Here is a 25193-nt window from a genome sequence, read left to right on the forward strand (position 1 = left end):
TTACCGGGCACGCTCCTTTTTGGCGGGGGCCTTGTTTACCAGCCAGATGCCGATGCAGACCAGCACCAGCGCCCCCAGATACTGCCACCGGAACAGCGGCTCCCCATTGATGAGGGCGCTGAGCAGGACATTCACCACCGGGTTCACGAACCCGAAGATGGCGATCCGGCTGACGGGGTTGTTCTTCATCAGCAGGGCCCAGACGATGTAGCCCGCGCCGCAGATGAAGGCCAGCGCCAGCAGGTCCAGCACGCTGAGCACAGACCAGTGTTCCAGCCGTCCGCCCAGAACAGCGCCCAGCAGGAACAGGGCTGCACCGCCCACGAACAGGTTCACAAAGCAGACGGCAAAGCTGTCTGCCCGGCGGGTGACGGATTTGTTCCAGGGGCCTGCCAGCGTGAAGAGGACGGTGGCAATGAGCATGTAGGCTACGCCCCGGGCGCTGCCGCCGCCGTGGTTGCCCAACGTGGCGATGAGAACGCCCGCAAAGCCGATGCCGCAGCCCAGCGCCTTGGCCGGGGTCATGCGGTCAGCCCTGCCGTAAAGGAAATGGGCAAAGATGACCCCCAGAAAGCTCTGGGTGCTGTTCAGGATGCCCCCAAAGGCACCGGTGAGCAGGGCAACAGCGCTGTAGAAAAAGGCATACTGCGCTGTGGTCTGCCACAGGCCCAATGCACAGCATTCGGCCAGGATCTTCCCCTTGGGCATGGCGGGGAGCCTGCCCTCCAGCAGCAGGCTGCCGCCCAGTACCAGTACACTGCCCAGCATGAACCGCACCCCTGCAAAGCAGAGAATGGAGGCTGTGTCAGCGGTGTCGATGGCAAAGAGCCGGTAGCCCAGCTTGATGAAAGGAAAGGCCGAACCCCACATGGCGTTGCAGAGAATGGCAATGACAACGGCAAAGGCCGGTGTGCCGAAAAGCCGGTCCAGCTTTTCGGCGCGGCTCAGCTGTGTCTCCATGGCTCAGTGGATGCGACTGCCAACGGGGGTGTTGTCGCCGTAGAAGGCGATGGAGCAGCCGCCGTCAGCGGTGTCGGCAGCAAAGATCATGCCCTCGCTGACATACTTGCCCTTCAGCATGGGACGGGGGGCCAGATTGCAGACGATGCCGATCTTTTTGCCGATCAGATCCTCCGGCTTGAACCACTTGGCAATGCCGGACAGGATGCAGCGCTCACGCTCGCCGTCAAACACGGTCAGGTGGAGCAGCTTCTTGCTCTCCTTCAGGTTCTCGCAGGCACGCACCTCAGCCACGCGCAGCTCCACCTTGCAGAAGGTGTCAAAGTCGATCTCTTCCTCGTGGGTAAAATCAACGGTGCTCTCCTCAGCGGCGGGGGCGGCAGCAGCCTTTTCGGCTTCGGCCTTGGCCTTGTTGGCAGCCTCGGCAGCGGCCTTGCGCTTCTCGTCCTCTTCCTTCAGGTGGGCAATCTCCTTGGCCACGTCAATGCGGGGGAACAGGGCATCGCCCTTGTGGACAGTGTAGGTCTCCTGCACGCCGTAAGCAGCCTTGCTCAGGTCGATGTCGGCAGTGGACAGGCCCAGCTGATCCATCATCTTGGGAGCGGTGGAGGGCAGGTAAGCGTTCAGCAGGATGCCTGCCACACGCAGTGCCTCGCACAGGTGGTAGAGCACGCTCTCCAGACGGGCCTTGTTGGCCTCGTCCTTGGCCAGAGCCCAGGGAGCGGTCTCGTCAATATACTTGTTGGCGCGCTGGATCACGGCAAAGATCTCCATCAGGGCCTGGGGGATGGTCAGGTTGTCCATGTCGGCAGTGACCTTGCCCAGCAGCTCATTGACCATGGTCTCCAGCTCCGTGTCGATGGCCTCGGTGCCAGCGGCCTTGTGGACCGTGCCGCCGAAGTACTTCTCGCACATGGCAACGGTGCGGCTGAGCAGGTTGCCCAGGTCGTTGGCCAGGTCGCTGTTGATGCGGTTGATCAGGGCCTCGTTGGTGAACATGCCGTCGTTGCCAAAGGGAATCTCACGCAGCAGGAAGTAGCGGATGGAGTCCACGCCGTAGCGGTCGCACAGGACCACGGGGTCCACAACGTTGCCCACGGACTTGGACATCTTGCCGCCGTTCATCAGCAGCCAGCCGTGGCCAAACACGCGCTTGGGCAGCGGCAGATCCAGAGCCATGAGCATGGCGGGCCACAGGATGGTGTGGAAGCGCAGGATCTCCTTGCCCACCATGTGCAGGTCAGCAGGCCAGAACTTGTTGTAATCGTGGTAGGTCTCGTTGCCGTAGCCCAGCGCGGAGATATAGTTGCTCAGCGCATCGACCCAGACATACATGGTGTGCTTGGGGTCAAAGGGTACGGGGATGCCCCACTTGACAGAGGTGCGGGAAACACAGGTGTCCTGCAGGCCCTGCTTGATAAAGGCGATCATCTCGTTCTTCCGGCTCTCGGGCTGGATGAACTGGGGATTCTCCTCGTAGTACTTCAGCAGGCGGTCGGCATACTTGCCGGTCTTGAAGAAGTAGGCCTCCTCGTGGGCATCATAGACCTCGCGGCCGCAGTCGGGGCACTTGCCGTCCACCAGCTGGCTGTCGGTCCAGAAGCTCTCGCAGGGCTTGCAGTAGTGGCCGATGTACTCGCCCTTGTAGATATCGCCCTGCTCATACAGCTGGGTGAAGATCTTCTGGCAGGTCTCCACATGGTAGTCATCGGTGGTGCGGATGAAGCGGTCATAGCTGACATCCAGCAACTTCCACAGATCCTTGACGGTGGCAACGATCCGGTCAACATACTCCTTGGGGGTCACGCCTGCATCGGCGGCCTTGTCCTGAATCTTCTGGCCATGCTCATCGGTGCCGGTCAGGAACATGACTTCCTTGCCCTGCATCCGCTTGAAGCGGGCCAGCGCATCGCAGGCCACGGTGGTGTAGCTGTGGCCGATGTGCAGCTTGTCGCTGGGGTAGTAGATGGGGGTTGTGATGTAGAATGTGTTGTGTTCGCTCATGGGGGATGATTCTTCCTTTCTGTTGTGGCTGTGTCACAAAAAAGCTCCCGTCCTGCCGGAATGCACCGGACAAGGACAGGAGCTGAACTTCCGTGGTACCACCTTGCTTCGCCGCGCCCTTACGGGCATGGCCTTGCGTGCCGGGATGAACCCGGCCTCCGCGCGGTAACGGGCGCACCCGGCGGGGGCTTGGCGGCGTGCCGCTTCACCCCCACAGCTCAGAGGCCATCTTCCACCCCGTGCTCACCTGCCCGGTTCCATCCTTCGGGCTTTCTGTCAGGCGCAGGCGGGGCGTACTCTCCTCGTCAAGGCTGTTCGCTTTTTGCCAAAGGGGCACACGACCCCCTTGTTCCTATTATAATACGCAAAAACGGCGGGTTTGTCAACTCTCCTGGTAAAGTGTTCTGTAAAACGGCTTTTGACTCGGTTTGTGTATATAAACGAGATGGTTATTAACAAAAAGATACGGTCAGGAATTGCTATAGCTGGAAGGTGTGCGGTTGACCCTACACCTATGGTTCAATCAAAACAACTTTTTCTTCTGTGCCAGCAGCACGGTCATCACGCGCTCTTTCAGCAGATAACGAACCTGCTTTGTGGTGAAATCTGCGTCAATGATACTGCAAAGGGTATCTTTGTCGTAATACTGGTATTCCCGCAGCGTATGCGCCTGTTTCATGCTGACCACTCCTTTCTGTAAAAGTGTATCATGTCAGGAGCCGATGTGCAAGACGCGAAAAATGTAAAACAGCGGCAGTTTTCCCAATCGGAAAGCTGTCGCTGTTTATGTATGTATAGGGGCTTATAAGTTCTTTGCAAGATTTTTGATGAGTTCGGCCATAGAGGGGTTAGCCAGCAATTTGGTAAGTGCTGCTGCCGCGTCGGCATCGACCGCACTGTTTTCAGGGATGGACTGCGCTGTTTGATGGGGCATTTCAGGCTCTGCGCCATGATGCTGGTAGAAGAAATCATCAAAACGCTGTGCATTCAGACGCCGATCATCATCCAAGATATGTGCATACTGCTTCTATTTTATCCTTTGGCCATCTCCAGATAAATGTTAAGCTGCATCTGTCTGGCGATCCTATTCGTGATCCTTGGAATCGGCATCAACCTGTGACGGTGCATTTCTCACATCCCTATTTACTTCTTCCAAAGCCTGTCTGATGGGTTTGTTATGGCTCCCCATCGCCGCAGCAGTCCACAGGCGGTTTTGAAAGATAAATCTCCTTCATTTTCATTTTCTGCTTAACGGCAGCAATAAAAAAGACCCCCGCAGCGTATGATTTGACGCCGCGGGGTTTCTCAATTGTTCGGTTTGTATTGCAGCACCTTCTGGGAGAACGTCCGATCGAAGAACTGGATGAAGGGCCCAAGGCAGAACGCACAGATCAAGGTGCCAAGGCCCACAAGGCCACCCAGCAGCCAGCACAGCAGGGCGCTGAGCGCATCGGTGAAGATGCGGCACCCGAAGTACGGGCAGGGTGTGTAGTCCCGCAGACCGAGGGAAAGGTAATCGTAGGGCGCGATGCCGAGGTCGGCGGTCTGGTAGAGCGAAGCGCCCAGCGCCGTGACCAGCACCGCCGCGATGACCCACGCCAACTGCACCGCCAGCGACGGCGCGTCGCCGAAGTGGGCGTGAATGGGGTCATAGAACGCCGTGACGGTGTACCCGATGCAGATGCCGTTGACGAAGGTGCCAAGGCCGATGTACTTGCGCCCGAACCAGAATTCCAGCAGGAAAAACAAGATGTTCGTGCACAGGTTCTGGGTGCCCAGCGAGATGCCGAGCAGCTCCGCCAGCCGCATGTTCAGGGCGCTGATGGAGTCGTTGCCGAGGTGGGACTGCTTGAAAAGCGCAATGCCAAGGGCGATGATGACGATGCCCGCCACCATGCCCACCACCCGCCGGGCAATCGGTTTGCGCAATGCGGTGCCGTTCATAGGGGATTCTCCTTTAGCGTTTCTTTTCCCCTATTATACGCCTACTTTGGGCGGGAGACAAACTATTTATGGAAAGATACAACGATATACGGGGGATCCGCCTTACCCCTTTACTTTGGTACTAGCACAATATGATATTTGCAATTCCAGCTCGTATGTGATAAACTCTTCTCGTCCATATGGATTGAACCTCCTTTTGCTTTCGTATGCGGTTGGCGTTACCCGTTTCTAATTATAGCAAAAGGAGGTTCTTTTTCTACCGTTTCGACGCTACGGCTCTTTTCTTCCACAAGCATAGCTTGTGGTTTTCTCTATGAATAAGAGCGGGGCCTTGCAAAAGGCTCCGCTCTTGTTGTCCAAGAAAGCATTGCCATTTCGAGACAGAAAGAATATACTTATATTAGCTAAATTCCAATACTAGATGGAGGGACTATTATGGCTAGACCAAAAGGAAGCAGCAGTTCATTGGTCTGTTCCACTGCAAATGCGGCACAAGCTGGCGGCGTGATATAGGATTTTTTGAACGTACTCCAGATATGGTGTTCTCACTGGAACGCAAAAAAGTCAGCTTCCGAGGCTTGTGTCATTTGAGGAGAAAAGAGATATGAAGGATTTTGAAAATGATTTGATTTATTATCCTAATCCGGACCCGGTCAAGGAACCGAGATTTATTTTAAAATCTGTAGATGAATTGGAAAAATCAACAAAATACAGTGTTACCTGCAATGGAACAGAGCGTGTGGTATACCATACAGATTCGTTTGACTATGTTGTAGTAGTAGATAACGAAGCGTATGATCTGGAGATTTCAATCCATACACCATATGAAAAACTTGAAATCCGTCCGTCCAGCTTTGGCATAGTTCCTTTTGTAAAAGGAGAAACAGTCCATATCCATCTTGATGAACCGAGAAAGTTTACTGTAGAGACAGATGGTGGTCTTCATGATGCATTGTTTGTGCTTTGCTCGCACAGGATTGAGAAGCCGGCAGATACCACCATCTGCTTTGAAAAGGGCAAGGTATATAATGTAGGAGTTCTTACCTTAAAGTCCAATGATACGGTTTACATAGAGGAAGGTGCTGTTGTATCAGGTTGTGTATACGCAGACCATTGTGACAATATTTCCATTGTAGGAAACGGAATTATCAACGGAGCCTGCTGGCATCTGCCGGACAGTAATGCAGACCGTTTCTTTATCTATGCCAAGTGGTGTAATAATGTACTCTTAAAAGGCTTTACTGCTGTAGACGGTCCTTCCTGGCATGTAGTTCCTGCGGCGTGTGACCATGTTGTGATTGATGATATGAATATTATGTCGAGGATTGTAACGGGAGACGGTATTGATATTACGAGAAGCCAGGACGTAGAGGTAAGAAATTGCTTTATCCGTTCCACAGACGACAGTATCTGCATCAAATCCCAAAGATTGTTTGAAGATCCGTCAACGGTACGTGACGTAACAAAAGTGCGTGTTCACAATAACGTGATCTGGAATGCAGAACCCGGTAATGCCATAGAGCTTGGTTATGCCCTCCAGAGCGAAATCCATGACCTAGTATTTGAGGATTGTGATATTATACACTGCCAGTATGAAGGAAACATGGGTGGTGCGGCGATTTCCATCCATCAGGCAGATGGCGGCCATGTTCATGATATACATTATAAAAATATCAGAGTAGAGCAGGCAGAACAGAAACTGTTCGATATTAAGGTTCTGCTTTGCAAATATACGGAACAGCTTGCCAAAGGAGAGATTAATGATATCTATTTTGATAATATCCAGGTGCTGAACGGAGATATCCCGGTCTCCATGATCCGGGGGTATCAGACACCGACAGAAGAAGTACGTGTCCATGATGTCCATTTTGATAACATTACTTTTATGGGGAATAAGTGTGAAACCTGGCAGGATATGCGGCTTGTTACAGAACTGGCAAATGACATTTATGTCAATGGTGCCAGAATATGCAGACAGATGAAATTCTGAGAATATCACCATATAGAGATGGTTTTATTACTTGCAGCAAGGAGGGTATTTATGGGACAAAGCAGCATGCTTTTCCAAAAAGACGGAAAAAAATTATTTACAGCTGGACTGTGAAAAATAGATTTACACAGTTTATCTTGTATTTACATGGATTTACAAGAAAGCGTTTGCCAATTTTAGCAGAGAGCCGGAAAACAGAGTTCAAAGGGTGCCTTATGGGGCTTCATTAGCTGGGAACCTGATTTTATTAGCTGGAACTGAAAATTCTGCTAATGGCATTCGCTGGCTAATTTTGGTGATCGGTTCAAAATGAAAAATGCGAAGGCCATCTTTCACATAGAAAAATGACCTTCGCATTTTTTGAAATAGTGTCCTCAGGCGGATTCGAACCGCCGGCCTTTCGCTTAGGAGTAGGGGCTGAAGCCATAAATCCTAGGCAAAAGTAGGTAAAACAAGTAACGTTTTATCAATTGATTTTTTGTTGCGCTGTCAATCTGAGTAAAGAACACAAACCCCGAAATAAAACGAGTAAAAGGCTTTTCATTAGCAGAAAATTAGCAGAGCTAATGAAAAGTGGAAGGTTCATTGTAAAATGCCCACCTTTCATTAGCTGGGAAGTGTACGTTTCCCTACGGATATTTGCTTGTTTAGCATTCGTGAACCAGACCATACAGCCGTAGCTGGTGTGATGGACAAATGTTTTCAATAGAAAAAGACCAGAGCTTTCTGCGAGAAAACTCTGGTCTATGTAACAGTGCGAATGGAAATGCGCATTGTCTTGTAAAAGGAAGGGGCTTATGGTATTCTTACGGGAGTAAAGGCACTGGATGCAAGGAACTTTGCGTGATTTTAGGAGTGTGCGATGGAAAAGAAATTTAATATTGTAGTCGGTGAAGATGGAACTGTAAAACTCCCAGATGCGGTTCTGGAAAAACTTGAAGTCAAACCCGGAGAGGAAGTTCGCTTCGAGGTAGATGACAATTTCTATGCAGTCAGGCTTCTATCGCGGATAGAAGCTGAACGCTTGGATTACTTGAATTGGATGCATAATAAACATTGCCCCTCTATTGAGGAAATGATTGCAGAGTCGAGAAAACAAGCCACTCAGAACATTGTGATCTCCCGTATCCTTGATGGGATGCCGGCAGAAAAAATCGCAGAAGGCTATGAAGTTTCACTCGATTATGTAAAACAGCTTACACATCAGCTGAAGATGGACATAGAGGAAGCTAAGGCGAAAAAACACAAAGAAACGGGATCATCCTAAAACAGATAGCGGCAGTTTTCCATATACGGAAAACTGCCGCTGTTTATGTATAGAGGCTTATAGGTTCTTTGCAAGATTTTTAATGAGTGTAGCCATAGAGGGGTCAGCCAGCAGTTTAGCAAGAGCTGCTGCCGCATCTGTATCGACTGGACTGGCTTTGGGAGTGGATTGCTCTGCGCGAGGGAGGGCTTCAGGCTCTGCACCATGATGCTGATAGAAGAAATCGTCGAATCGTTGTGCGTTCAAACGCCGATCATCATCCAGAATGTGTGCGTACTGCTCGGTGACCATCGAAGCCTGTGCATGACCGGAATCGCCCTGCACGGCTTTGATATCGCCGCCGTTCAGCTTGAGCTTGTATGTAATGCTGGAGTGTCGGAAGCTGTGGAAAACCACTTTGGGGAGATCGTTTTCCTCAATCAGCTGCTTCAATGCACCGTTAATGGTGGATTGTTCGGTCGGCATTCCCAGCGGGCCGGCAACCACGAGATTATAGTCTGCATACTCTGCACCCAGTGCGTCCTTTGTCATGTCCTGCTCGGCTTTATAGTGGACAAGCATTTCAGCAACTGTTTTGGGGAGAAAAATGGTTCGGATACTGCTGTCTGTTTTAGGGCTTTTCAGAACCTGGACCGTGGTGCAGCGGGAACTCAGCGAGGGAAAACGAGTGATGACATTTTTATTTTCCAAGGCGTTCAGCGAAGCAATATCTACACGCTGCAATTCCTTATTTATGTAAATGGAGGCTCGCCCGGCTTCAATGCTTTCGGGGGAGATATCCACACAATCCCATGTCAGACCGAGCAATTCCCCTAAGCGCAGGGAACAAGAGAAGGAGAGGTTGATGCAAAGCCGGAGCCGTGGATCATCACAGACTTCTAAGGCATGGAACAGGGTCTCGGCAGTCCAGATATCACGCTTCTTTGCAGTGTATTTGGGCAAGGTGGCATAAATACAGGGATTCTTTTCCATAAGTTCCCACTTTACAGCCTGCTCAAAGGCACTTCTCAAAATTTTGTGAACCGAACGAACCGTGCCGGGAGAAACGTATTGATGCTGACGCTTTCCACACATAGGGTCAACGGCTTCGTATTTAAGCAGCCGCTGATAATATCCCTCAATTACGCGGGTGGTGAGATCTTGCAGCTTCATTGAGCCGATAAGCGGTTCTATGTAGTTTGAAATCAGTGCAGTGTTTGATTGATAGGTTGAAAGTGCCCATTTGGTTCTTCCGTACAGGGTGACGTATTCTTTAAGCAGGTCTTTTAGAGTTCGGCACTGGGGTGCCACAAAGGTACCGACGGATTCTTTGTATTCGACCTCTTTCTTACGGTTTTTGGCATCTGCAAGGTCGGTAAAGGTTTCCCATTTCTGCTTTAGCGTTCCATTAGTGTGTTTGTAGGTATAGACAACGCAGTATCGGTTATTGCGTTTGACAATGCTAGCCATTATACATCCTCCTCTACTTTACGTTTGGACTTCAGAACTTCATCGAAAGCATCTTTTTGGATGCGTTTTACCCTTCCCAACTTCATCGTTGGAATTCCTTCTTTGAGAACCCACGAGTCAAGTGTTGGGCGGCTGATTCCGTAAAAAGCCTGAATTTCCTGAAAACTGTAGTATTTCCCATTCTTGGGACATTGCAGTTTTAGCGGCGGCTCCTCATGCGTTTCTTTTTTCGGTTTTTGAAGTTGGTATGTAGATTGGCTTTTAAGCCATGCCTTAAAACTTTTTTTGGTAATGCGCGGCCTGTCGGCCACGCGCTCAATGACGAAACAATCTCGGTATTTTTTGCAATCAAGAATCCCATAAACATTCTTGCGTGGGATACCGAGTAGTTTTGCCATTTCCGGGATGGAGATGGTTTGCGCTTCAATCTCCCGGTCACGCTCACGGTCGGCTGCTGTGCGGTAGCGACTTTGTGATCGGTACCACCGCTCAAAGTCCTCTTTGGGAATTCTCATACAGAAGTCTGCCGTTTCTGTTTTCAACTTGCCCTGTCGGATGAGTGTATAGATCGTTTCGGGTTTCACCTTCAATATCTCGGCGGCGTCAGGAACGGAATAGGACCGTTTGCAAAGTTCCTCGCCCGGTGGCGAACCATTGACCTTATGATATTTGACCTGATTGGCATACCATTTCTCAAAGCTGGAAATAACGATACGCCTTTTGTCGTTTATCAGAATGACTTCAAAGAGATTCTTATGAAGCAGCCAATAGCTGTCTGTTTTGCCAAGGCCGAGAAGCTGCCGCATCTCACGAACCGACATGGTGGTTTTGGTAGTGGCAGGTTCAGCTTTTCCGTATAAGGGAGCCGAAGTATTCCGCATATCATCCATGAAAGACACCTCTCTATCTATGTAAAAGTTTAGCCGGGATTTCTCATCCCGGCTAAAGAATAGCAGATTTCGCGTGAAATGTTGAGGATGTCAAACAGCAGGATTGCGTTCAACAGTGCCATCATTGAGCCATGCTTCAAAGCTGGCTTTGGAAATACGGTAAGCGCCGCTTACCTTGAACCAGCGGAATTCGTTCTGCTTCAGTAGACGGTAGACAGTGGGACGGCTCAGGAGCAGCATTTCCATCAGGTCTTCTACGGTATAGCAGCGGCTGTCCTTTGCTGTGGAAACAGGGGAGGAAACCGAGTTGGGCGAAGGTTCTTCATGGATAATCATTGGATAATACCTCGTTAAATATACTTAAAGTTAAAACTTGAGCGGCAATGCAGCCCGGCGGCTGCCACCATTATAAATAGTATAGACCTGCTGAAGGTACTTCGTCTTGCCGGGAAGTCTTACGCCTGCGGTTCGTGCAAGGCGAAAAATCGTGAATGCATCGACCTGCCGCAGTTTGGCAATCAGACGGCTTTTACTGTATTCGGAGTGGTACAGTTCTACAAAGCGGCAGATGCCGAGCAGATTTGCAGAACTCATGGAATCAGGTTCTCCGTCCCACGCATTCAGCAAAACATCAAGGGATTCGATATACAGTTCAGGACCAAGCCGGATGAATTCGTGATAGGCGGTTGCGATGCAGCTGATCCGCTGCTTGCCCCGGCCTTCTTCAAAAGAAAGATGAACGCCAGCCAATTCGGTGGCCTGCTGGAATGCAACGGCAGCAGGCTCCCCTGCAAAAATCAGGGCACGGAGCTTCTGTCCTGCACTCAGCCGTTCCGAAATGCCTGTCTGCTGTGCAAACAGGAGGGCTTCTTCTCGTTCTGTCATACCAAAATAAACCTTGCAGCGAATCTGCAAATCTTCGCCGCCGTTCAGAAATTTCCGTGCAGCGATGGTGTTCTGTCCGTCCATCACATAGTAGTGACCATCCCGGAAGCTGATCTTCGGCTCATTGGCAACCCGCTCGTCAAATTCTTTTGCGATGCGGGCAACACGAGCGGGGTGAAGAGCACGCTGATAAGTGTCGCGCGGCACGATCAGTTCGCTGCTGTTCAGGCACATCTCATGGTAAGGTTTTACAACTGCGTTCATCATAAAGGAACCTCCTTCTTCTTTTGCAGAAAATCAATTCCTGATTGGATAATCAAACCGATTTTCTTCTTTTCGTTATCGGATAAGTGAAAACTGGAATACCGTTCATAACAGATATTCCAGCGGAACATAAGCGATTGAAGTGCATCATCCAGTTCTGCGACCATGAACTCAACAGAAGATTCTGTTGGGGTGGAGAGCATCATTTCCGATATCTGCTCAATGCTATGTAAATCGCCTTTTGTGTGCTTGGTGAGAGCAGGGGGCTGACTGTTCAGCACACGAAGATTCTGAAACTGCTGGGAGAGCAGCTCTTTTGCAGCGGCGAGAACATCCTCCTGCGGAGGAGCCGTAAGGTATTTTCGGAATGACTTATACCCAATGAAGCCAAAGCTGTATTGCAGACACACTGACACTTGCCGCATTTCATATTTGGACAGGTGCCCAAGGTAGCTTAACACTCTGGATTTATCTGCGGGGCGCGGACTTTCGCAAATCGCCATAGATGGCGCACTCAAAAAGCGATTGTGCAGAATAAAATGCGTCGGCATATTTCGCTTTTTGATCTGTGTTGTCAGCGGAACGACCAGAAGAACATTGGAATAAAAATTACCGTCATCGTTCTGGACAACAATGGCAGGTCGGATGCCGCCTTGTTCGGAACCGCTGTAAGGATTCAGATCCATCATGTAGACATCCCCGCGCTTGTACATCCAGTTTGCGGGCATAGGCGGATACTTTTTCTCTTTTTTGCCTCGTGTTGCCAATTTGGATTTCTCCTTTCTATCCGTATATGTAACAGTGGGCTGCTCGCACAGCCCACCCTACTATCTCAAACAGCAAAAATGCTGTGATTTATAGTTCTATACCTTTCCGTATTTGTCCCCGACATCCCCGGAAAACGAAAACTCAGTTTTCGTGTGGGAAATCTTTCAGCCGTCCGGCAGCGTACCGAATCCATAGGGTTCTCACCTCTCCGTGGTTCTCACCGAGCTGCCCGAAGGCAGAAGTATCATTATTCTGTGATGGCTCTTAGCTATGGAGAAGCTGTCATCCATTTACCGTCAACCTACCGCTCATTCCCTCAGTGGGAGATCATCGCATTTGTTACGGACGTGGCTCATCATCACAGGAACGTGACTGAAGAATGCGTGTTCAATTTTCAAGGGGCGGGATAGCTTGAGGGCTGCTTTGAACGCTTTCCGAAGCTATGGCTGTATTGTAACCGATGCGGAACGAAATGAACAGGAACTCAGAGTTCACAATTTTTGAGGAAAATAGGAAGTATAGTTCCTGTTTCTCGATGAGCCGTCAAAAATATATTTCTTGACTTTATGTAAGAAATGAAGTATTATACTCGTAAGAAACTAACTTACGAGTATATAAATTCGATAAATACACTTTGGGGAGGGAACAAAATGAGCCGATTTTACTGCCGCGATGAGGAACTTCGGAAGTTAAACAAACGATATGAGAATGGAAAGTTTGAATGCGTTGTCATTTACGGCAGACGCCGTGTTGGAAAAACTGCGCTGATCAATGAATTCTGCAAGGATAAACCGACCATTTTCTTCTCTGCCTTGAATACGACCGGAAAAGAAAATCTGGAAGCCTTGTCCAAGGCAATCATGAGTTTTGAACGACCCAATGCAGAATCATCTCCGGAATTTACAACCTACGATGCAGCATTGGACGAACTGACAGCTCTCTCCAAGGAGCAGCGGATCGTATTTGTAATTGATGAGTATCCTTATCTTGCAAAGGCTAAACCCGCTATTTCCGCAATGCTTCAGCACATCATCGACCATAAATGGACAGAGTCCCAAATGTACCTGATCCTGTGTGGCTCGTCCATGAGTTTTATGGAAAGTCAGGTTTTGGGCAAAGAAAGCCCTCTGTATGGGCGCAGAACAGCGCAATTCAAGATCATGCCGCTGGATTACAAGGAAACAGCGGTGTTCCATCCGAATCTGTCCGAGGAAGATAACGCCCTGATTTATGGCATCACAGGCGGCGTTCCGCATTATATCAACAAATTGGATGTTCGGGACAGCGTAGATGAAGCACTGATGGAAAACTTGTTTGACCGTTCCAGCTACCTCTATGAGGAACCGGCCAACCTGTTAAAGCAGGAGCTGCGTGAGCCAGCAATTTATAATGCAATCATCAAGGCAATTGCAGAGGGGGCTTCTCGCCTGAATGATATCACCACGAAAGTTGGTGAAGAAAACTCTGTGGTGGCGAAGTACCTCAAAACGTTGATAGACCTTGGAATCGTCAAAAAGGAAACGCCGATCACTGAGAAACCGGGCAAAAAAACGATCTATCTTCTGGCAGACAATTTTTTTCGTTTTTGGTACCGTTTTGTGCCGGTCAATGCAAGTGCCATTGATTCGGGGCGGATCGCAAAGACCTACCCCCATGCGGTGAAGCAGTATTTTCCAGACTATATGGGTCTGATTTTTGAGAAGATGTGCCAAGACTACTTGCTCTATTATGCGAATGATCTTCCTATCGAGTTGAGTGAGATTGGGCAGTGGTGGGGAACCGACCCTCAAAAAAAGAAGCAGATACAAATCGATATTGTCGGTAGGCCGGTTGAGGGCAATGACTATATCATCGGCTCCTGCAAATATCGCAATGAAAAAATCGGTTTGGACGAACTGGAACTGATTCTGGAATATGCAGCAGTCTTTGGGAAAGGAACAAACTACCACTACTACATTTTCTCGAAAGGCGGATTTACGGACGGACTACTTCAGGCACAGGAACGCGGAGAAGTACAGCTGCTTACCCTTGCCGATATTTTTGAATAACACAAGAAACGCTCTTGTCGGTGTAAAACCGGCAGGAGCGTTTCTTGTTGAAGTGATTATAAAAGACCTTTGATTTTTTCAAGATGATCTATAGCGGCTTGCAGTTCATTTTGAAACTGATCCCTAGAAGGATCTCGGCCCAAAAGAAGATAATCCATACTGACATGGAAGTATTCTGCAATATCGATCAGGATTTTTACAGAGCCATTGGAGCTTCCCCTTTCAAGATCGCCGAGGTGGCGATGGGAAACACCAAGTTTTTCAGCAAGTTTTTCCTGCGATAACTTCGCATTTGTACGCAAAGTAAAAATACGGTTACCAATAGCATTCGGATCAAAACTCATGTGTGACCTCCAAATTTTCGATAAAGCGTGAGAAGTCGAAAACTCGGAGTTGCTACGGATATCTAGCCGCTTGGGGCATCCACGAAAAACGGACAAACATAAAGCCTGCTCCTTTTTACGGGAGCAGGCTTCCTGAAGGCTAAAAAAATAGCCGGACAACAACCAACTGAGAGATCTTCAAAGAAAATCTCTCAATCAGCTGTTGCCCGGCTATTTGGAGCACGTTTCATACATTGCCTTGCGGCAATGGCCCGTTGCTCGGAGCGAACAGTCCATATTCAGGGTGCAATGCACCCGTATTTGTTAAAATGACTGGAAAATCACCGGCATCTAAATGCCAGATCAAGTCTCAGGGTTTCTTTGCATCTATTGCACTTCACTTGTAGTATACCTGAACACCCCTCGATTTTTTGGTATAACTTATTTCCACAAACAGGGCAAAATCTCCAGCCTATGCTAAATTCTGCCTGCTGTGTAGTAGTCGGTGCTTTACCGGCAAAGGGACGGTTCTTTAACTGAATCATGTTTATTCTCCAAATCGGATGATGTCCAATGGATGGCAGTGGATGGGTTTGCCTTTTATGACCTGCATCTGCTGTAGTCTGATCCTGATAGCAGACCACGATACTCCCATCCGCACAGCCATCTCCAGAATTTTTTCATAGTTCGGGTCAGATGCGGATTTGTATAGGATTCCATTCGGCAGGCACAGCGCTGCCCGTTCTATTTCGGCGTTGACCAGAAATGTCGGCATCAGCAGCTCTGCTGCAAGGGTGTTTGCCTGCCATTCTTCCCATGAGGGTTGTCCGTTTCGTTCCCGATAGGCAATGTGCCCACGGCACTTGACTGCTTTTCCATAGTCGTTCGGGAACAGATTAGCTAAAATCTGGTGTGCAGCCTCATGCGCTATCGTGAAATTTCGGCATCCGGTGCAGCCGTCTGCCGCAAGGGCAGAATCGATCACAACGTCCTTCGGCATGAATATCTCTACAAGCTTTGTACCATCCCCTAAAGTTACTGTAAAACCGCATCTTTGAAAAACGGTCAGTCCGAGGATGCTACCATCGCTACATAGCGGCAGCATTTTCACATTCAGCCCAAGAACAGCGCTTGCAAGCCGTTCAGGGTCAATGGGTTCCGGGGCATCTTTGCTGATCCCGAAGCGGGTATAGTACTGGTCGATATACTTACCCGCTATGCGCGAAAGGTCTGCGCGGGATAAGTACCTTGCCATTACGAAGCACGGCTTTCCGGCACAGAGCAGTAGGCTTCCACGAACCACTTGCCCTGCTCAAGCCAAAGATTTCGCTTCTGCCCGCAGATTAGACAGGTGAAGCAGTGACCTTTTCCGCCAAGGCGCGATGTGCCATGCCTGACTGCCAAAACACGGTCAATTCCATAAGTGCGAGTCTTGTCATAGTTTATGGCAAGAGGACGGATCTTACCGTCAGGAGTAAAACGAACATCCACTTCGACGTATCTTTTCTCACGGCGAAGGTTGTAATCACCACACATCAGAAATCCTCCTTTTTGCAGATTTATCAGAATGCAGCGTGCATTACTTGCGAGTCATACTGCGTGCCACGAACTGTTTTTCGTTTAACAGAGGAACGGACACTGTATGCTTTTTCCACTCATCCATAGAGCAGGTTACCGCTTTGCACAGACGGCATTTTGTCCAGCCATCGGTTGCATCAAGATCTACATCATAGTTCATGGTTCCGCACATCGGGCATCTTACGTTTTCTTTTCTCATAATATCACCTCTTAAAAACACCGAACAAATATGATTTCGGTCCAGAATCAACACCAAAAAGCTGTTATTCGTGGATTTGATTCGATTATATACCTGCTTTATGGAGATGCCAATTACGCATTTGCCGCTATTTTGGAGATTTCTTGTTGATTTCTTATGTTTTCTATACTATAATAGAGCTACCGGATCACAAAGGAGTGTTCTTGCCATGAAAAAGAAAACTGCTCTTACCAAAATGCACATAGCCCCATCCACGGTGTGCTATGATGCAGTCGCCGCAAGGGATAGTAATGAGGTAGGTCTGATTCTCGCAGCTGTACGAAAAAAGAATGGCTATTCACTTGTAGCTTTCTCCGAACTTCTCTACAACTATGGCGTCGATGTCAGTGATAAAGGAATCAGCAAATGGGAAAAAGGATACACCACTCCCAGCATCTACCAACTGGTTGCAATCTGCCACGCATTGAACATCAAGGAAGGACCTTCCTACTTTACAAAGACCTTTCAGAAACCCGCCCTTCTAAATGCCATCGGGCAAAAAAAAGTCGCTGAGTACGAAATGGACTTGATTGCATCCCGGCGCTACCAGCCAGGCACAGAAGAGCCCGCGGAAATCGACTACATAATGATGCCTGTATCAGAGTTGCCAGTATCGGCAGGTCTAGGAGCTTTTCTTGAGGGTGAAATGTTCCAGCAGATACAAGTGCCTGCCAGCAGCGTTCCGGCTGGTGCCGAGTTCGGGATATACGTTAGCGGTGATAGTATGGAGCCACGTTATCATAGCGGACAGATCGTATGGGTAAAGCGCTGCGAAGAACTTGAATGCGGAGATATCGGGATATTCGTATATGATGACTGCGGATATCTGAAAAAATACGATGAACATACCCCAGATAAGTCCCAAGCAGAGTTCTTTACCGACAACTATGGCGTGGTGCATAACCAACCGGTTTTGGTTTCTCTTAACACCAAATATTCGCCGATCCTTATATCTCCAGAGCAAAGATTCGAGGTTGTCGGAAAAGTTTTGAACTAAAAAGATGGGAGGAGTTTTCGTGGATACGATCAAGCGTGTTCAGGATTTGATGCAAGAGCGTGATATGAATCTATGTGTGTTGACAAAAAAATGCGGGATATCGTATTCCACGATTCAAACAACTGCCCGTCGGGGAGGGCAGTTAAGCGTAGAGACGATTGAAAGAATTTGTCAGGGTTTAGGAATTACATTAAAAGACTTCTTCGATTCCTCATACCTGTAAATATAGGGGCAGCAAAAAAGCCGTTCGCCACGCTGGAAAATCTGCGTGGTGAACGGCTTTAATACTGCTTCTATTTATCCTTTGGTAATCTCCAGATAAACACTAATCTCCATGATTGTTACCATTGAAGGAATACATTTGCGGCGATCTTCGGGCATACCGAATAAGATTTGCCTTGGCAGTTGAAAACAGCTCAGGTTACCTATTGCAATTCTGACTATTTGGAATATACTTGTAAGTATCAAATTATTTCACTGTATGAGGACATCCGCACCAAACTTATCCAGTCCGGTGTAATGAAATGCAGAGAATAAAAGACAAAATTGGTATGTTCCACGAAATTTAGGGAGAAAACTGAGCAAGTAGGAAGGCGGAATATATATGAAACAAGATACTTTAGAGGGCAAAGCAAAAACAAAAAATGGGGTAAAACGGCTGTGTTTTTCCATAATCTGCATTCTTCTGGAAGTGATTTTTATTATTACTATCGTAACACGCTTGAATGAATATGCAGAAGTCATAAATTTATTTACAAGGATTTTGAGTGGGATCTTGGTTTTGGGATTGTACGCATCAAATAAGACATCCTCTATGAAAATGCCTTGGGTCATCTTAATTCTAATTTTCCCAATTATGGGTGTAGGCCTGTATTTGTTGATTGGTTTGAATGGTGGCACACATAAAATGCGTGAGCGGTATGCAGAAATTGATAGCAAATTGTTACCAATGCTTCCGGACAGTCAGGAGTGTTTGAGCAGAATAAAAGAAACAATTCCGAAAGCAGGAAATATAGCAAGTTACATACAAAGAAATTCGCAGTATCCAATCTATCAGAATACGGATATTGTGTATTTTGATGAAGCAGTGAAAGGATTAGAGGCACAGCTTAAGGATTTGGAGAAAGCACAAAAGTTTATCTTTATGGAATATCATGCGATAGAAGACGCTGAAGCATGGCATAAGATTCAAGATGTTCTGGAAGAGCGAGTAAAAGCAGGTGTGGAAGTTAGAGTATTCTACGATGATATGGGTTCTATAGGCTTTATTAACACAGATTTTGTGAAAAAAATGGAGACAATAGGAATTCATTGCCGTGTATTCAATCCGTTTATGCCAGGTTTAAATCTGTTTTTGAACAATCGTGATCATAGAAAAATAACAGTTATTGATGGAAAAGTCGGATTTACAGGTGGATATAATCTAGCAAACGAATATTTTAATTACACACACCCGTATGGACAGTGGAAAGATACAGGTATTCGTTTAGAAGGAGATGCTGTTCAGTCGCTTACAGTGACATTTTTAGAAATGTGGAATGCTGTTAGTGAAAAAGCTACGAATGATACTGATTTTAGTAAATACATTATTCATTACGATTATAAAGCACAGCAAACAGGTTTTGTTCAGCCTTATGCAGACAGTCCTATGGATAATGAGCAGGTCGGAGAAGAAGTTTATATCAGTATGATAAATAAAGCTGAAAAATATTGTTGGTTTATGACTCCATATCTAATCATAACAGATGAAATGACGCATGCGTTATGTCTGGCTGCTAAGCGAGGGGTAGACGTAAGAATTATCACACCTGGTATCCCTGATAAAAAATTCATTTATAATGTAACTCGTTCTTTTTATCATGGATTAGTTAAACATGGTGTTCGTGTTTATGAGTGGACTCCTGGTTTCTGTCATGCAAAAATGAGTGTGGCAGATGACTGTATGGCAACTTGTGGAACAATTAATTTGGATTATCGAAGTTTATATCACCATTTTGAAAACGGCTGTTTTATGGCAGATTGTCAGGCAGTTGTGGAAATAAAAAATGATCTGATAAGAACGATGGGAGAATGTCGTGATGTGACAGACCAATATCAAACCGGACGAAGTGCATATTTGCGACTGGGACAATTATTTATGAGATTATTTGCTGGATTGCTATAAGAATCTGATGAAACGACCTTTCAAAAAACAGTTGATTTAGAAGTTAACTGTTTTTGAAAGGCCGTTTTTGCTATATCTAACAGTCTGTTGTACAAAGAAGATTTTGCATGGATGAAAAAACAAACCTTGTTGAGGTTAAATTGAGTTTTCTATTGTATTGTATTGCTAATGAATAAGAATAAGAAATAAAAAGGAATCAAGTGATGTACAATGAAAAAGCATAAAATATGTAAAATCCTTCTTGTTATACTGGCAGTTTTTTTATGTGTGGCTTTTTATGAATTGCTCGGAATCTGCGTTGCATATAAAAAGCAGCTGGAAGTGTCCAATACAACCAAAAAAGAAACAAAAAATGGGTCATGGAACGAATGCAGTGAAAATACAGAACGGGCAGTAATCATAGAAAAGAATCCAGAAGCGCTTTTACAAAGAGTGCGTTTGATCAAGAATGCAAAAAAGGAAATTATTCTTTCTACTTTTGCATTTCAATCCGATGAAAGTGGAAAATTGATCTTAGGAGCACTGCATGATGCGGCAGACAGAGGTGTACATATTCGTCTGTTAGTAGATGGAATGGAGAGCTGGATTGATATGGAAGGAAATCCGTATTTCTATGGATTATCTTCCCATGAGAATGTTGAAATTAAACTGTATAATAAGGCCAATCCGTTGAAACCGTGGAAAATAATGGGTAGAATGCATGATAAATATTTGATTGCAGATGGAAAGAGATATATTCTTGGGGGAAGAAATACATACAATTATTTCCTGGGTGATTTTCCGGGACATAAAAACTATGACAGAGACGTGTTAGTGGTTTGCGATGAACCTGAGAAAGAAAATTCAGTTAACCAGTTGTTAGAGTATTTTGAAACGATATGGGAACAAGAAGACAGTGATTATTTTCATGACAATAAAAAACTGGCAAATAGAAAATCTGTAAAGAACGCAGTTTTAGAGCTGCAGAACGGCTATCAGAAATATTTTGAAGAGAATAAGGAAAGAATCTGCGATACCGATTACACGGACGAAACTTTTGAGACAGAAAAGATTGCATTAGTGTCAAATCCTATTCACACAGGTTCCAAAGAACCAGTAGTGTGGTATCAGTTGGGAGAATTGATGAAAAATGCAAAAAATCGTGTGAAGATCCACACGCCATATATTATCTGTAATGATATGATGTATAATACATGGGAGGAGATTGCAGAGAACGTTTCAGATTTTTCTATCATGACAAATTCAGTTGCGAATAATGGGAATCCATTTGGGGCTGCCGATTATGCGAAAAACAGAAATAGAATCTTAAGTACAGGAATTAATATCTGGGAATATGAAGGCGGTTATTCATACCACGGAAAAAGTATTCTGATTGACGATGATCTGTCTGTAATCGGTTCCTTTAATATGGACATGAGAAGTGCATATCTGGATACGGAACTGATGCTTGTAATTCGCAGTAAAGATATTAATAAACAGTTGGAAGAGGGCATGATGGAATATGAAAGAGTGTCCCGCCAGGTATTGGAAGATGGAACCTATCGTGATCCATATCATGTAGAGCCAATCGAATTAACAAAGAAACGTCAGAGAAAAATATTTTTGGTACAGCATCTGCTTGGATGGGCAAGGTATCTGTTTTAATAAGGAGGAAGGAAAACGTGTTTCAAATATTGATTGTAGAAGATGATAAAGAATTAAGCCAGCTATTCCAAAAAGTGCTTGAGAAGAATGGATATCAAGTCAAAAGTGCATCGGATGGAGCACAGGCATTAGAAGTATTGGTTAAGGAATATATTGATCTGATCATTTCTGATATTATGATGCCGGTTATGGATGGTTATGAACTGGTGTCGGAACTCCGTTCAGCAGGATATCAGATACCTGTACTTATGATCACTGCGAAAGGTTCCTTTGATGATATGCGCCAGGGATTTCTTTCGGGAAGTGACGATTATATGGTAAAACCGGTAAATGTGAATGAAATGGTTTTAAGAGTCGGAGCACTGCTTCGCCGTGCACAGATACTGAATGAACACAAAATTGTGATCGGCTCAACAGAGTTTGATTACGATGCAATGACGGTTACAACTGATAAGGAAAGTCTTGCTTTGCCTAAAAAAGAATTCCTGCTTTTATATAAGCTTGCAGCTTCGCCAGGCAGAATATTTACAAAACAACAGTTGATGGATGAAGTATGGGGATACGAGACGGAGGCAGACCCACATACGATAGAGGTACATATAGGAAGAATCAGAGAGCGTTTTAAAGATAACCCTGATTTTGAAATCGTAACAATGCGTGGAATTGGATACAAGGTGGTGAAAAAATAATGGAACAAAAGAAAGAAAAAGGATTGCGGATCCGATCCTGTCTGACTGGTGCAATCTGGCTGGCACTTGTATTTTCAACAGTCATATCTGCTTTATTATTTGCTTTTTTGAATCATTTTTTTAATCTGCCGGGCAGCATACCTGTGCTTGGCTGGCTTTTGATTTTCAATACATTGATTGCAGGGCTGATCACTTCCTTTATTAATGCAAAGTTACTGGAACCAATTACAAGACTTAGTAAAGCAATGAAGGAAGTTTCTCGGGGAGATTTTGAACAGCATTTGGAAACGAACAGCCGTATAGCAGAAGTTGGAGAATCTTATCAAAGTTTTAACGTTATGACAAAAGAACTTCGTGCAACAGAGGTGCTGCAGATGGATTTTGTATCTGATGTTTCTCATGAGTTTAAGACCCCGATTAATGCCATTGAAGGATATACAATGCTGCTTCAGGGAGAAGAACTGTCTCCGGATCAAGAGGAATATGTAGAAAAAATCTTATTTAACACCCAAAGACTTTCCGGATTGGTTGGTAATATTTTGCTGTTATCCAAGTTAGAGAATCAGAATATACCAATGAAAAAAACAGAATATCGTCTGGATGAACAGATCCGCCAGGCAGTTCTTTCATTGGAAACAAAATGGACAGAAAAAGAAATTGGTTTTCAGGTAGAATTGGAGGAAGTTAAATATACTGCGAATGAAGGACTTTTTATGCATATCTGGATAAATCTTTTAGATAATGCGATTAAGTTCAGCCCTTCAAAGGGGACAATTACGATGTTTCTGAAACAAGAACAGGATTCTGTTAAGTTCATTCTGGAAGATGAAGGACCAGGAATAGAGGATGATGTAAAATCCAGAATATTTGACAAGTTCTATCAGGTAGATGGATCTCATAAAGCAGAAGGAAATGGCCTAGGTCTTGCACTTGTAAAACGGATTGTAGATAGTGCCGGAGGAACAATCAAAGCAGAAAACCGTGAATATGGTGGATGCAGATTTGTTATAGAGCTGCCAAAGCAGAAAGATGAGATTATCTAGTTTTAAGATAAATTAGAAGATGGGAGGATTTATATGACATTTTATCAGGAGTTGCAGTTAAATCAGGCAGGTTCTAAAAACCTGTTGAAAAAGAGTGAAACACTAAAAGAAAAACTATATCATATGTGGGTATATCTGGTGAAGATAGCTGCTACAATGGCATTTTGTTTTTTCTTTGTTAGTATTTTCAGCATCCTATTTGGAAATGAGAACAGCATTGTAGGTGTAGTAGTCTTATTATGTCTCATGGTGTTTAGGAATGCGGATCTGGGGATCCACACCGGACAATCTACGATGCTTTTGGCTTTGTTCTTTGTAATTATGACTGTATGTCCGCATTTAGCAAATCAGTTTTCACCGGTATTGGGAATGCTGTTAAATATTGCGGCACTGGCTGTGTTGATTCTGTTCGGATGCCATAATCCATCCATGTTTAATCAATCTACATTGGTTCTTGGGTATCTGCTGCTATATGGTTATGATGTTACGGGAAAAAGCTATCAGATGCGATTAGTCGGAATGGCTTTAGGTGCAGCACTTACCTGTTTCGTATTTTATCGAAATCATAAAAACAGAACTTATAAAAGAAATCTGAAAGATCTGATACAAGAATTTGATATCACTTCTTCCAGAACAAAATGGCAGCTATGTCAGATTTTATGCGTACCGATTGTCCTTTGCATTGCAGAACTTTGTAATATGCCACGTGCAATGTGGGCTGGTATTGCGGCCATGTCCGTGATTTTGCCGTCTATGGAAGATATGCACTACAGAGTCCGTAAAAGGATTGTCGGAAATATTGCAGGTGTTATATGTTTTACAGTATTATATTTTCTGCTTCCTTCGTCAATCTATGCATATATAGGAATTCTTGGTGGAATCGGTGTAGGATTTTCAGCACAATATGGCTGGCAGGCAGTATTTAACACATTTGGTGCTTTAGCCATTGCTGCAAAGACATATGGACTACAAGGAGCGGTTAGTCTTAGAGTGAGTCAAAATGTTTTTGGTGTTGTGTTTGCTTTAGCATTTTGTGTTATATTTTATTGGTTTATGCCTAAAAAAAAGGAAAGTGAGGTGACCGTACATGCAGAGTGAAGTGAATCAGGAAGAAAATTTGAATACCACTGATTTTGACGAGCACTTCGCTAAAATTTCGTCCTATATTGTAGATACATTGCACGGCGTTCCACTTGAGATGACCGAGGATGAAAAAGAACAATTTCGCATACAGGTTATTTCAAATCAGTATGCAGAACGGTTGCTAAGTGAAGCCGAAAAGACAGAAACGTATAGAGGTTTATCAAAAATTGATATTCTCCATACAGTTTCTATTCCTCAACTGGCTAGAACAATCCCACTTAAAGGTTTGAATCTCAGTTTAGAAAAATACAGAATGCCGGATGGTGTAATAATAGAGGTTGAGAGTTCGTCACATTATTTGGGGTCATTTAGTGAGAAAAATGATTCTTCCACAAATTGGATAGAAAAGATCATGGAGGGTGTCGGTATTCACTAGATGGATTCTCAAGAAGCATATGCACGAAAGTTCTGCATGCGATAAGTATCTTGCCATTATGAAGCCCTACCTTCTGATGTGGCACAGTAGCAGTTGAAAACAGCTCAGGTTACCTATTGCAATTCTGACTATTTGGAATATACTTGTAAGTATCAAATTATTTCACTGTATGGGAGGAAATTATTATGGCAAGACCCAAGGGAAGCAAGAATAAGACCCGTATTGTAAATGCCAACGTTGATTATGCAGCCGTCGTTGCAGAAAAGACCGCCGAAAAGGAAAAAATCGAATCTGAGGTTGCTGCGCTGACTGCAAATCTCGATGATCTGAAGACGCAGCTGAAAGCCAAGAAAGCAGAATTGAAAGCCGCCACCAAGGAACTTACTAAAGCCGAAAACAAAAAAGCTGCCGCCGAAGCAAAGGCAATGGAAGAAGCAAAGAAAGGCGAAGCAGAAGATGTGCTGAAGAAGCTGCTGGCCAGCGGTATGACGGCTGAGGAAATCCTTGCAAAACTCCAGTAATGCAATGC

General features: G+C 45.7%; 26 protein-coding genes. 12 read left to right on the forward strand and 14 right to left on the reverse strand.

Translation table 11 applies throughout. From position 1 onward, the window contains the following. The 5 genes from P0G09_RS13505 to P0G09_RS13525 form a co-directional block, all read right to left on the reverse strand. The gene (locus P0G09_RS13505) at window positions 1-960 is read right to left on the reverse strand and encodes a DMT family transporter (RefSeq protein WP_154276517.1); all 960 of its coding nucleotides are present in this window, start codon (window positions 958-960) and stop codon (window positions 1-3) included. A gap of 3 nt (window positions 961-963) precedes the next feature. Beyond that, complete coding sequence (gene metG, locus P0G09_RS13510; protein WP_005933006.1) at window positions 964-2964, reverse strand: methionine--tRNA ligase; 2001 nt, start codon at window positions 2962-2964, stop codon at window positions 964-966. Between the two features lie 523 nt (window positions 2965-3487). Beyond that, window positions 3488-3643 carry a hypothetical protein gene (locus P0G09_RS13515; RefSeq protein WP_275252916.1) on the reverse strand — a complete coding sequence of 52 codons (156 nt, stop codon included), beginning with the start codon at window positions 3641-3643 and terminating at the stop codon, window positions 3488-3490. Window positions 3644-3766: 123 nt separating this feature from the next. Continuing rightward, window positions 3767-3973: a hypothetical protein gene (locus tag P0G09_RS13520; RefSeq protein WP_275252917.1), complete on the reverse strand. Its 207-nt coding sequence runs from the start codon at window positions 3971-3973 to the stop codon at window positions 3767-3769. A gap of 296 nt (window positions 3974-4269) precedes the next feature. Beyond that, window positions 4270-4908: a YitT family protein gene (locus P0G09_RS13525; RefSeq protein ID WP_275252918.1), complete on the reverse strand. Its 639-nt coding sequence runs from the start codon at window positions 4906-4908 to the stop codon at window positions 4270-4272. 604 nt (window positions 4909-5512) lie between these two features. On the opposite strand from P0G09_RS13525, the gene P0G09_RS13530 reads away from it, so the two are divergent. Both P0G09_RS13530 and P0G09_RS13535 read left to right on the forward strand, forming a co-directional pair. After that, complete coding sequence (locus P0G09_RS13530; RefSeq protein WP_275252919.1) at window positions 5513-6898, forward strand: glycosyl hydrolase family 28 protein; 1386 nt, start codon at window positions 5513-5515, stop codon at window positions 6896-6898. Between the two features lie 862 nt (window positions 6899-7760). Continuing rightward, a complete protein-coding gene (locus P0G09_RS13535) occupies window positions 7761-8165 on the forward strand; it encodes an AbrB/MazE/SpoVT family DNA-binding domain-containing protein (protein ID WP_015536742.1) in 405 nt (134 codons plus the stop codon). A 57-nt stretch (window positions 8166-8222) separates the two neighbouring features. On the opposite strand, the gene P0G09_RS13540 is transcribed toward P0G09_RS13535, so the two are convergent. From P0G09_RS13540 to P0G09_RS13560, 5 genes are all read right to left on the reverse strand, one after another. Further along, window positions 8223-9614 (reverse strand): site-specific integrase, encoded by a 1392-nt coding sequence (locus tag P0G09_RS13540; RefSeq protein WP_113992753.1) that lies wholly within the window; start codon window positions 9612-9614, stop codon window positions 8223-8225. Next, a complete protein-coding gene (locus P0G09_RS13545) occupies window positions 9614-10504 on the reverse strand; it encodes a helix-turn-helix domain-containing protein (protein WP_005928318.1) in 891 nt (296 codons plus the stop codon). The genes P0G09_RS13540 and P0G09_RS13545 overlap by 1 nt, the downstream gene beginning before the upstream one ends. 90 nt (window positions 10505-10594) lie before the next feature. Then, entirely contained in the window at window positions 10595-10840 is a 246-nt protein-coding gene (locus P0G09_RS13550; RefSeq protein ID WP_005933015.1) for a helix-turn-helix domain-containing protein, read from the reverse strand. Between the two features lie 30 nt (window positions 10841-10870). After that, window positions 10871-11656 (reverse strand): DUF6551 family protein, encoded by a 786-nt coding sequence (locus P0G09_RS13555; RefSeq protein WP_275252920.1) that lies wholly within the window; start codon window positions 11654-11656, stop codon window positions 10871-10873. Next, window positions 11653-12420 carry a type II toxin-antitoxin system PemK/MazF family toxin gene (locus P0G09_RS13560; RefSeq protein WP_275252921.1) on the reverse strand — a complete coding sequence of 256 codons (768 nt, stop codon included), beginning with the start codon at window positions 12418-12420 and terminating at the stop codon, window positions 11653-11655. Before P0G09_RS13560 ends, P0G09_RS13555 begins: the two co-directional genes overlap by 4 nt. A gap of 651 nt (window positions 12421-13071) precedes the next feature. Between P0G09_RS13560 and P0G09_RS13565 the strand changes: the two genes are divergently transcribed. Continuing rightward, entirely contained in the window at window positions 13072-14469 is a 1398-nt protein-coding gene (locus P0G09_RS13565) for an ATP-binding protein (protein ID WP_275252922.1), read from the forward strand. A gap of 56 nt (window positions 14470-14525) precedes the next feature. On the opposite strand, the gene P0G09_RS13570 is transcribed toward P0G09_RS13565, so the two are convergent. From P0G09_RS13570 to P0G09_RS13585, 4 genes are all read right to left on the reverse strand, one after another. Beyond that, a complete protein-coding gene (locus P0G09_RS13570) occupies window positions 14526-14813 on the reverse strand; it encodes a helix-turn-helix transcriptional regulator (RefSeq protein WP_005928332.1) in 288 nt (95 codons plus the stop codon). Between the two features lie 526 nt (window positions 14814-15339). Next, window positions 15340-16047 carry an ImmA/IrrE family metallo-endopeptidase gene (locus P0G09_RS13575; protein ID WP_275252923.1) on the reverse strand — a complete coding sequence of 236 codons (708 nt, stop codon included), beginning with the start codon at window positions 16045-16047 and terminating at the stop codon, window positions 15340-15342. Beyond that, the gene (locus tag P0G09_RS13580; RefSeq protein WP_055189751.1) at window positions 16047-16328 is read right to left on the reverse strand and encodes a hypothetical protein; all 282 of its coding nucleotides are present in this window, start codon (window positions 16326-16328) and stop codon (window positions 16047-16049) included. Before P0G09_RS13580 ends, P0G09_RS13575 begins: the two co-directional genes overlap by 1 nt. Before the next feature lie 43 nt (window positions 16329-16371). After that, window positions 16372-16569: a hypothetical protein gene (locus tag P0G09_RS13585; protein ID WP_081027658.1), complete on the reverse strand. Its 198-nt coding sequence runs from the start codon at window positions 16567-16569 to the stop codon at window positions 16372-16374. Window positions 16570-16777: 208 nt separating this feature from the next. On the opposite strand from P0G09_RS13585, the gene P0G09_RS13590 reads away from it, so the two are divergent. From P0G09_RS13590 to P0G09_RS13630, 9 genes are all read left to right on the forward strand, one after another. After that, complete coding sequence (locus P0G09_RS13590) at window positions 16778-17605, forward strand: S24 family peptidase (RefSeq protein ID WP_275252924.1); 828 nt, start codon at window positions 16778-16780, stop codon at window positions 17603-17605. A gap of 19 nt (window positions 17606-17624) precedes the next feature. Then, window positions 17625-17828, forward strand: coding sequence for a helix-turn-helix transcriptional regulator (locus P0G09_RS13595; RefSeq protein WP_223388097.1), 204 nt, complete (start codon window positions 17625-17627; stop codon window positions 17826-17828). A gap of 381 nt (window positions 17829-18209) precedes the next feature. Then, on the forward strand, window positions 18210-19769 hold the full coding sequence (gene cls / locus P0G09_RS13600) for a cardiolipin synthase (RefSeq protein ID WP_005921174.1): 1560 nt from the start codon (window positions 18210-18212) through the stop codon (window positions 19767-19769). Between the two features lie 210 nt (window positions 19770-19979). Continuing rightward, window positions 19980-21413, forward strand: a complete 1434-nt coding sequence (locus P0G09_RS13605) for a phospholipase D family protein (protein WP_275252925.1) — start codon at window positions 19980-19982, stop codon at window positions 21411-21413. Then, a complete protein-coding gene (locus P0G09_RS13610; protein ID WP_129873037.1) occupies window positions 21392-22102 on the forward strand; it encodes a response regulator transcription factor in 711 nt (236 codons plus the stop codon). The genes P0G09_RS13605 and P0G09_RS13610 overlap by 22 nt, the downstream gene beginning before the upstream one ends. After that, complete coding sequence (locus P0G09_RS13615) at window positions 22102-23145, forward strand: HAMP domain-containing sensor histidine kinase (RefSeq protein ID WP_005929825.1); 1044 nt, start codon at window positions 22102-22104, stop codon at window positions 23143-23145. The genes P0G09_RS13610 and P0G09_RS13615 overlap by 1 nt, the downstream gene beginning before the upstream one ends. 33 nt (window positions 23146-23178) lie before the next feature. Next, a complete protein-coding gene (locus P0G09_RS13620; RefSeq protein WP_275252926.1) occupies window positions 23179-24243 on the forward strand; it encodes an FUSC family protein in 1065 nt (354 codons plus the stop codon). Beyond that, on the forward strand, window positions 24233-24664 hold the full coding sequence (locus P0G09_RS13625) for a hypothetical protein (protein ID WP_005921183.1): 432 nt from the start codon (window positions 24233-24235) through the stop codon (window positions 24662-24664). Before P0G09_RS13620 ends, P0G09_RS13625 begins: the two co-directional genes overlap by 11 nt. A gap of 185 nt (window positions 24665-24849) precedes the next feature. Next, window positions 24850-25185, forward strand: a complete 336-nt coding sequence (locus tag P0G09_RS13630; RefSeq protein ID WP_055189757.1) for a hypothetical protein — start codon at window positions 24850-24852, stop codon at window positions 25183-25185. The last annotated feature ends 8 nt before the right edge of the window (window positions 25186-25193 follow it).

The sequence above is a fragment of the Faecalibacterium sp. DFI.5.82 genome (assembly GCF_029076575.1).
Lineage (GTDB): Bacteria > Bacillota > Clostridia > Oscillospirales > Ruminococcaceae > Faecalibacterium > Faecalibacterium duncaniae.